Genomic DNA, 9,280 nt, shown 5'->3' on the forward strand with positions numbered 1-9,280 from the left:
ATGTAAGCCATCTTTTATTAATAAACTTCTTACCAAGATAAATTATTAAAATCATTTTTGTCATATATATTTGACATTTCATCTATTCAATTATAAAATGTCACATATAAATGACATTTCGGTACACGAGGTCTACAACCATCAATGGGAGGGTTATATTTGAATAACGTTAAACAATATCGAAAATCTGAAGGGCTATCGCAACTAGAGTTAGCTAAAAAAGTTAACGTGGCGAGACAGACAATAAATTTAATTGAAAACAATAAATATAATCCCTCTTTAGCCTTATGTATCGAATTAGCAAAAGCACTAAAAACAGATTTAAATACTCTATTTTGGGAGGGAGATTAAATGATGAAAATTGAATGGAAAGAAAGAGTTTATAATAGTTTTGTTGGAACACTAAGTGAGAGAGATGAATATCAAAAACAAGAAATCAATAAAGAGTTATCTGTAGCTGGAATTGGTTTATGGTGGTTAAATATGTTGGTAATGCTTATTATGTTACTTGTTGATACTATGAACCACACAATATCTATAGGAACTATATTTATTTTTCTATCTAATATGATTTATGCTAATTATTTAGCCTTTAAATTCAAGAAAAAAGGTTTAAGTGATACTGAATGTGCAACAAAAGAAGAATATTTACAACACAAGAAAAAATTAAGAAAAGCTGGCTTAAAAGCAGGTGTGCTTTGGGGCTTTCAAATGTTTGTTTTTATGAATTATATCCTTCCCTATGTAGGTTCAGAGGAAATCTCTATTTCTTTATTTAAGGTTGTAATTTTCATCTGTGGCGGCGGATTTTTCGGTATAACCATGTATCTATTTGGTTTATGGAATCTAAAAAAATTATATTAATTAACAAAAATCATTTATATATTAAACTGCAATTTTTCATACTGTTTGTTTTTTCTAATATAAAAGCTATCCAATCACACACAATTGGATAGCTTTTCAAACAAAATATTACGCTACTTTAGGATCTTTTCTCTCATGTCCACGTTGAACAATAAATAAGAAGATTGTTGATAAAACCGCACCTGTTAATAGTAAGATGAAACAACCATCCCAACCAGAACTATCAACAATAACACCAATTGCTGCGTTAGCTACAAGACTTCCGCCTACATAACCGAATAGACCACACATACCAACTGTCGTACCAACTGCAAATTTCGGTACTAATTCCATCGCACTTAAACCGATTAAGAACTGTGGTACATAAATTAAACAACCGATAATAGAAACTGCAATACTTACAACAAGTACGCTAGTTGCTTGCCAATATATAAACGTACCAATAACAACTCCAACCATACTAATAATACATAATGGCATACGTTTTCCTTTAAATAATTTATCACTTAAAAAACCAACGATTAATGAACTTGGAATTGCCATACCTTCAAAGATTGCATATGCCGCATGCGCTTCTGCTTTTGAAAATCCTTTAACTGTCGTTAAATAAAGTGGAACCCAGTTAATAACACCGAAACGAATTAAATAAACAAAAGCATTCGCAATACATAAGAACCATACAAATTTATTTTTCACTACATACTTCATTAAAATTTCTTTTGGTGACATCTTGTTAGCATTATCTGCTTTTTCAAGATTTTCATAGTCATTACGATACTCATCAATTGGAGGAAGACCTTCAGATTCTGGTGTATCCTTCGCATTGATCCAAACAAGTACTGCAATTACCATTGCGATAATCGCAGGGAAAATAAACACGCCGCCTTGCCAATGATTTTCACCGAAAATACCTACACCAATTCCGACAAGTGGTGGTACAAGCATTCCACCAACGTTATGTGAAATATTCCAAAGGCCTGTTTTCGTACCACGTTCTTTCTTCGAGAACCATTTCGTCATAACAATACTACAAGGTGGTGCTCCCATACCTTGTACAATACCGTTAACAACGAGTAATGTAACAATCATCCCAAATGATGATGCAAAACCGAAACAAATATTTACAAGCCCTGATAAGAATAAACCGACTGCGATAAAGCGCTGGGCGAAAGCTTTATCTGATAAATTACCCATAAAGAACTTACTAAATCCATAAACAATTGCCATTACTGAGCCTAGTAGACCAATTTCAGCTGTACTAAAACCATATTCTTGTACTAAATACGTACTTGATAACGTAAAGTTACTACGAACTAAATAATAAGCAGCATATCCAACTGAAATCCCGATTAACACACGAATACGTAGTAATCGATATACACGATCGATCATATCCGCTGGCAATCTTTCAATTGTAGGTGCTGGCTTGAGCCATTTAAACATATATTTCCGTCTCCTTTTCTCACTTCAGAGAGAGACGCTGTCTATTCCATATCTCGATTATTCCGCTATTTGATATATTTTGGTTCGTCCTTCTAACCGGCTGTCCTTCTATTTCTTTCTCATTCTTCGCAAACATCGTTGGTACGCCAAACGACACTTTTTCTAAAATATGCCCCGCTTCTTCTGATAAACAATAATCAATAAATAAATCCGCAATAATACCACTCGGTGCACGTTTTAGTTTCGAAATCGCATTAACAGATAACCCTGTTTGCTCAGGTTCGTTACTTAAAATCGGAAAGCCTTGTTTTTGAAGCATTCTCTGATCTCCCATAAAGTTGATGCCTATCATATATTCACCGCTCGCAACAAGTTCTGCTGGGATGTAACCATTCACTGTTACTTCTCCAACTTGTTCTGCCAGATTCTTCACATATCCCTTCGCTTCCTCTTCACCTAACGTATCAATCAGTGATTGGAAAAACGTATATGCTGTACCTGAAACATTTGGATCGGGCATGACAATCTTTCCTTTATATACTGGATTCAATAAATCTTTCCATCTTAACGGATACGAGAGACCGAGCGGCGCTATTTCCTCGTTCCACCGCTCTTTATTAATCGCAATTGCCAGCTTCTCCACTTCATAACCATACCAATAACCATCTTTATCTTTAACAGTTTTTGAAATACGATTTGCATGTTGGCTTATCACAGGAATAGAAAGATTTTTTTGCTTCATCATTTGATGCGCATCTACTGTACCGCCAATAATAATATCCGCCTTCGGATTTCCAGCTTCTTCTTCCACTCTACGAAGAAGTTCTTCTGTTGAAAGACGAATAAATTCATACGTACATCCGCGCGGCTTACAAAATGATGAAAGTAACGCTTCACCAACTTCCTCACGAGCCGCTACATACGCAACAATATGACGATCATCCAAAATAGGGAGACCATTTTTACTATATTTAATAGAGGTTGTATCTCGAGAGCAACTAGACATCGCTCCTCCAATTACTAGCAAAAAGAAGAAAAAGGCTATCTTTCTCATGACGCATTCTCCTTTACGAATAACTCTGCTAGAGAGCCTTTCATATACATGACATTCCCGTTATTATCACCGAGATATTGTACAACAAAGTACGATGGATACACAGAAATCGTAAGAATATCTTCACGATCATTCTTTACACGCTTACCTTTTTTATAAGCTGTAATATAAGCAATCGGTTCATTCTGCGATTGTAATAACTTCTGAATTTCTCCGTAATCTGTAATTTGCTTTGCGGACCGAATAGAATCAAGTATGTGCGTAAGATTGATAGTACGTACCACATCGCCTTGACGTACTACGACATCCTTTGCTGAAGCAAAGAAATCACTAATACGCTCTGGCGTGTAATACAGGCTTAATAAATACGTTTGAAGTGCTGAAATCATCGGATCCATGCCATTCTTTCCGTATACATTTTCCCCATACTGGAACAAGTCACCTACTGCAAAAGTACGCTTATGTCCATTCAAGTACGTTACTTCTCCAGTAAATACTTGTTCTTGGCTCTTAACGTCCCCAGGCTCTATTCGAATTCGGTCAAAGAATGAAATAATCGTATGCAAACGAACTTCATCCGTTACAACAATTTCTCCCCACTTTTCATGTCTTACTTTCACTTCAATTGGAAGAGATTCATTCACCCTTTGTAAAACGGCTTGTTTATCATTTACAATGTTGATTCGATTATAGATTTGCTTCTCCATAACATAAAACAAAACAAGAGAAACAATCATACAAATGACAAACATAAGAATTTGAAATGATAGCCTTTTCATTTCTGCCTACCTCCAAGATAAAAAAACGTTGTTTCGAAAATACCGCATAATTGTTTCATAAATGTATCATTTAACCGCTTTCAAGTTTTTTATGTCTTCCATCCTTCTCGGAAGCAAAAATGTAATGAATATTGTAGTACCTACTTCTTCACTACTCTCAATCCGCATGCTTCCGCCCTGCTTATTCATAATTTCCTGACAAATATACAAACCATAACCATTCCCATAACTAGAAGGAAGTGCCTTTCCTTTCGGAGACTCATTCCACTCTGCAAGCACCACTTCATCTATACCGATCCCATCATCATGAACAAAAACCTTCGCCTCATGCTCATTTACAATTACATTCATACGAATGTGCGAAGCATCACTATACTTAATTGCATTATCAAGCACATTTAAGAAAATTTGCTTCGTCTTATCAAAATCCGCAACAACATGTACATCCGTTAACGCATTTATCACTTCAATTTCAAATTGATTTAGGCGAGGTTTCACAATTGAAACTGCTTCTTCTGCCAATTCCTTTATATTCACAACTGTAGGAGACACTTCAAACGTACTCGTCCCATATTTCGAGGACTTAAGCAGTTCCTCTACAAGTGATAATAAACGCTCACTTTCCACAGCCACATAACGAAGACTTTCCTGTACATCTTCTTTCGATTGTAACTTCGGAATTAAATCAACATAACCGATAATTGCCGTTAGCGGTGTTTTTAGCTCATGCGTAATGCGGTCTAGGAAATCTTTCTGCTTCTCCTTCTCCTCCTGCAATTGCTTAATATGCAGTTCAATTCCATCGGCCATCGCGTTAAAAGATGCTGAAAGCTGAGCGATTTCTACGTACTCATTTAACTCAATCTTACTCTTATAATCACCATTCGCGAGCCTCTGTGCCATTTGTCTCAACTGATCAATCGGTTTATGAAGAGACTTCGCCAAACGAATCGCAAAGAAAATACCGGTAGCTACTAAACAAAGAGATGTCATTAAGAACGTCCAGCTCACATTTGTTAAAACTTCCTTCTCACCCGTTAACTCATTTATAAAACGAATACTTCCAATGACATCGTTTCCATAATAAACCGGGCTTGAAAACAAAAGAATAGGAGCTGGATCCGCCTCCTCAAAAACGTAAGACTTCTTTCCCTTCAAAGAACTTTCAATGTCGATGTTACGGTGAAGCAATGCTCCTTTTTGTGTATCTGCAACAACATCGCCATTCTTCCCAATCATCTGCACACGGACATCCATACGCTTCGCTAAATACGACGCAATTAAAAGTGAATTCGGACCAAGCGTATCCACTTCTGCTTCCTTCTCTAAATAATTCATCGTATAAATTTGTGCTTCTACACTTAACTTTTCTAAAGAATCTGCTGCGTTATGATACATATTCTTTTCTAACGTAATATAAACAACTGCATATAAAAGAACAAAAATCGGAATTAACAGCCCAACTATTCCAAACACCATATTTCGCTTTAAAGACATACCATCACCACTTAACAATCCAGTTTATAGCCAACGCCATAAATTGTCTTAATATATTCCCCGCTCGTCCCAAGCTTCTTTCGAAGTCTCTGCACCATAATATCAACTGCTCTCGTATTTCCGATATACTCAAATCCCCATACTTTCTCAAGCAACTCATCCCTCATAAACACACGCTGCGGATTTGAAACAAATAACTGACATAAATTAAACTCTCGGTACGTTAACTGAATCTCTTGTCCACTCACATGTACCTTTCTTTCCTTAGGACAAATCACTATCTCTCCAGCCTCAATTACTTCATGACTTACAGCCGCCTCCGTCTTCTTTACACGCCGCGCCATATTCTTAACCCGAAGAATAAGCTCCGCATAATTAAACGGCTTCGTCACATAATCATCAGCACCAAGCTGCAAGCCAAGCAACTTATCATTCATCTGACTCTTTGCCGTTAACATAAGCACCGGAATATCCCTATCCCTCTCACGGAACAAACGAAGCAACTCATACCCATCCGTATCCGGAAGCATAACATCCAAAATCAATACATCCGGCCCTTCATTCCATCTCTCTAAAGCTTCTCTCCCATCAGCCGCTGCCAACACTTCATAACCTTCCATCTCCAACTGCATCCGAATCAAATTACGAATACTCGATTCATCATCAACCACAAGTATTTTCATCATTCTCCTCCTTCCACCACGTATTATAGTACAGTTTAGTATAGCAAAAATCCTATAAAAAAAGAGAGGGTATTGTCGAACATATTTTGTCGACGATACCCTCTCTTTCACTTATTATATTTATTTAGCATATCCATTCGGTTGCTTTTGATGCCAATTCCAAGCATGTTCAATGATTGTCTTAACATTTACATACTTAGGATCCCATCCTAGCTTCTCTTTCGCTTTCTTAGAAGAGGCAACTAAACGTGCTGGATCGCCCGCACGGCGCGGTGCTACCTCAGCAGGAATTTCATGATTTGTAACCTCACGAACTGCATCAACGATTTCTTTTACACTGAAACCATTACCATTTCCTAAGTTATAGAAATCACTCTCTCCACCGTTCTGCAAGTCTTTAAGACCTAAGAAATGAGCCGCTACTAAATCTTCAACATGAATATAATCACGGATACAAGTACCATCTGGTGTATTATAATCATCACCAAACATCATAATCTTCTCACGTTGACCTAAAGCCACTTGCAACACAAGAGGGATTAAATGTGTCTCTGGGCGATGATCTTCTCCAATAATACCACTTGGAGTTGCACCAGCTACGTTAAAGTATCTAAAGATCTTATAACGTAAATTTGAAGCTTGGCTATACCAATGAAGCATCTTCTCAATTGCTAACTTCGTTTCTCCGTATGTATTCGTTGGATTCGTCACCGTTTCTTCAGTAATAAGATCAACATCTACCTCACCATATGTTGCTGCAGTAGAAGAGAAAATGAACTTATCTACCTTAAACTCATCCATTACCTCTAATAAACAAAGTGCACCATACACATTGTTATTATAATATTGAAGGGGCTTTTCCATACTAACTCCAACTAAAGAATCGGCTGCAAAATGCATAACTGCCTCAATATTTTCTTGTTTAAAAACATCCCTTAAAAATGATTTATCACGAAGGTCGCCATTATAAAACTTCGCGCCTTCCGTAATTGCATCTTCATGACCAGTTTGTAAGTTATCTACTACTACTACAGATAAACCTTCGTCTACTAATTTTTTCACAGCGTGAGAACCGATGTAGCCAGCTCCGCCGCAGATTAAGATTGAGTTCATTGTTTTCCTCCTACTATTTTCAGATATCTTAATTATAAAAGGAAAAGGTATACGGGAACTCGTACACCTTTTATCTCTCCTTCATTACTTAGCTACAAAATAATCAGTTACATGTTTCGCCCAAACATCATGTCCTTTTGCACTTGGGAAACCAAATTCTTCTTGTAGGTATGGTAAAATTGCTTTCGTTGAAGCATCCGGCCATGCTCCCCAATGATCAATATATGTATAATTATTTTGCTTTGCAAATTGTTTTAATGCTTCAATTGATTTCGGATAATTTTTCGCACCATACACTGGATTTGATGGTTGAATCATAATTGTAGCGCCTTTTGCACTAGTAGAAAGTGCTTGAACGAACTTCTGTGTATTTGCGACAGAGTTCCCATTACCAGTTTTACCGTTATCAGTAATAAATGGTGGCTCAAATAAAATTACATCTGGATTCTCTTTCGCAATCTCTTTATCACGCTTATTCGCGATTAACTCTTCTGTGCTTTCACCCTTATATTCCTTTACAGTCACATTCCATAAACCTTTACCGTAAGCTGTTTCTAAATTAGTTGTTAACTTAGCTGCCCAAGCATCTTTTGCAGATGAAGAACCTTCATCACCAACAATAACAAGGTTTACTGGCTTTTTATCCTCAGCAGATTTCTTTAACTTCTCTTTCACTGCATCTGGCAAATTCTTCGCATATGTTTCATTAAAAGATAACTTCGTATCTTGTTTCTTCTCTTCCTTTTTCTCTTCTTTCTTTGCTCCGCTATCTTTTACTTCAGTCTTTGTTTTCGTTACTTCACTCGTTTGTCCTGTTGCATTCGCAATCTTCTTATTCCAGTACAATTTACCGCTCACAATCGAAGCAACAAACAATACAAAAATAATAAGGACAAGTACCGCTTTCTTATTCATCGATTCACCTCATCTATTAATCTCACAATATATAATACTAATATAAATCCATGCAAAAATAAACCCAACTCCTTCCAAAGGAGTTGGGTTATTACATATTACTTAGTCACTTCAAGATGCGATCTTAATTTATTCGTTAAATCTTGTTTCGCTGCATCTGGAACGTAGTAGTACCAAATACCATCAGCGGCTTTGTGACCGTCACCTGGGATTTGGATTTCTTCACTATTCTGCATGCAATCTTTGTAGTTCTTTTGAATATCAAACATTTGGTCTTGCGTTAAACTTGTTTTAACATTTTTCTCAATTGCTTTTAACACGTCACCGTAACTTGCCAGAGAAGATACGCTAGCACCTTTTTTGATTACAGCTTGAATAACTTGGCGTTGACGCATTTGACGGCCAAAGTCACCACGTGGGTCTTCGTAACGCATACGAGAATATCTTAATGCTTCTGTACCATTAAGATGTATATTCCCTTTAGCAAATTGTGATCCTTCATATTTAAATTCTAAATCATTGTTAACATCTACCCCACCAACTGCATCTACAACATCTTTAAAGCCAGCCATATTTACCTCAATATAATGATCAACTGGTACATCAAGGAAGTTTTCCACCGTTTTTACAGCCATATCGATTCCACCAAATGCATATGCATGATTAATCTTATCCTTTTTACCTTTACCTACAATTTCTGTATAAGAATCACGTGGAATACTAGTAATTTTCATAGATTTTTTTTGTGGGTTTAATGTAAATAACATCATCGAATCTGAACGCCCTGTCTCATCCGCTCTTTGATCCACACCCATTAACAAAATAGATATTGGCTTATTGTCTGCAACATCTACTTTCTTATCACGTTTTTCAGACTTATCACGATCCAATGGTTTATGCACTGCATCTAATGTATTTGATACGTTAGAATA

10 protein-coding genes are annotated in these 9,280 nt (G+C 36.6%); 2 read left to right on the plus strand and 8 right to left on the minus strand.

The features are described 5' to 3' along the window. The first annotated feature begins 159 nt into the window (after positions 1-159). The gene (locus tag ACQGS6_RS18010) at positions 160-351 is read left to right on the plus strand and encodes a helix-turn-helix transcriptional regulator (RefSeq protein WP_098430225.1); all 192 of its coding nucleotides are present in this window, start codon (positions 160-162) and stop codon (positions 349-351) included. Next, the gene (locus ACQGS6_RS18015) at positions 352-864 is read left to right on the plus strand and encodes a DUF3278 domain-containing protein (protein ID WP_000975590.1); all 513 of its coding nucleotides are present in this window, start codon (positions 352-354) and stop codon (positions 862-864) included. 108 nt (positions 865-972) lie between these two features. On the opposite strand, the gene ACQGS6_RS18020 is transcribed toward ACQGS6_RS18015, so the two are convergent. From ACQGS6_RS18020 to ACQGS6_RS18055, 8 genes are all read right to left on the minus strand, one after another. Beyond that, entirely contained in the window at positions 973-2,307 is a 1,335-nt protein-coding gene (locus tag ACQGS6_RS18020; RefSeq protein WP_000477607.1) for an MFS transporter, read from the minus strand. A 19-nt stretch (positions 2,308-2,326) separates the two neighbouring features. Beyond that, the gene (locus ACQGS6_RS18025; RefSeq protein WP_001225645.1) at positions 2,327-3,361 is read right to left on the minus strand and encodes an ABC transporter substrate-binding protein; all 1,035 of its coding nucleotides are present in this window, start codon (positions 3,359-3,361) and stop codon (positions 2,327-2,329) included. Next, positions 3,358-4,140, minus strand: a complete 783-nt coding sequence (locus tag ACQGS6_RS18030; RefSeq protein WP_000826611.1) for a DUF3919 family protein — start codon at positions 4,138-4,140, stop codon at positions 3,358-3,360. Before ACQGS6_RS18030 ends, ACQGS6_RS18025 begins: the two co-directional genes overlap by 4 nt. A 66-nt stretch (positions 4,141-4,206) precedes the next feature. Then, positions 4,207-5,637, minus strand: a complete 1,431-nt coding sequence (locus tag ACQGS6_RS18035) for a HAMP domain-containing sensor histidine kinase (RefSeq protein ID WP_088046184.1) — start codon at positions 5,635-5,637, stop codon at positions 4,207-4,209. A gap of 11 nt (positions 5,638-5,648) precedes the next feature. After that, positions 5,649-6,320: a response regulator transcription factor gene (locus ACQGS6_RS18040; RefSeq protein WP_000699553.1), complete on the minus strand. Its 672-nt coding sequence runs from the start codon at positions 6,318-6,320 to the stop codon at positions 5,649-5,651. Positions 6,321-6,440: 120 nt separating this feature from the next. Further along, positions 6,441-7,433, minus strand: a complete 993-nt coding sequence (gene galE / locus ACQGS6_RS18045; protein WP_048534530.1) for a UDP-glucose 4-epimerase GalE — start codon at positions 7,431-7,433, stop codon at positions 6,441-6,443. Positions 7,434-7,517: 84 nt separating this feature from the next. Next, positions 7,518-8,348 (minus strand): SGNH/GDSL hydrolase family protein, encoded by an 831-nt coding sequence (locus tag ACQGS6_RS18050; protein WP_048534527.1) that lies wholly within the window; start codon positions 8,346-8,348, stop codon positions 7,518-7,520. A gap of 98 nt (positions 8,349-8,446) precedes the next feature. Then, the coding region (locus tag ACQGS6_RS18055) for a LytR family transcriptional regulator (protein WP_426965380.1) at positions 8,447-9,280 on the minus strand (834 nt) is incomplete at its 5' end.

It is taken from the genome of Bacillus sp. GMs2/2, from assembly GCF_050172095.1.
Taxonomy (GTDB): Bacteria; Bacillota; Bacilli; order Bacillales; family Bacillaceae_G; genus Bacillus_A; species Bacillus_A cereus.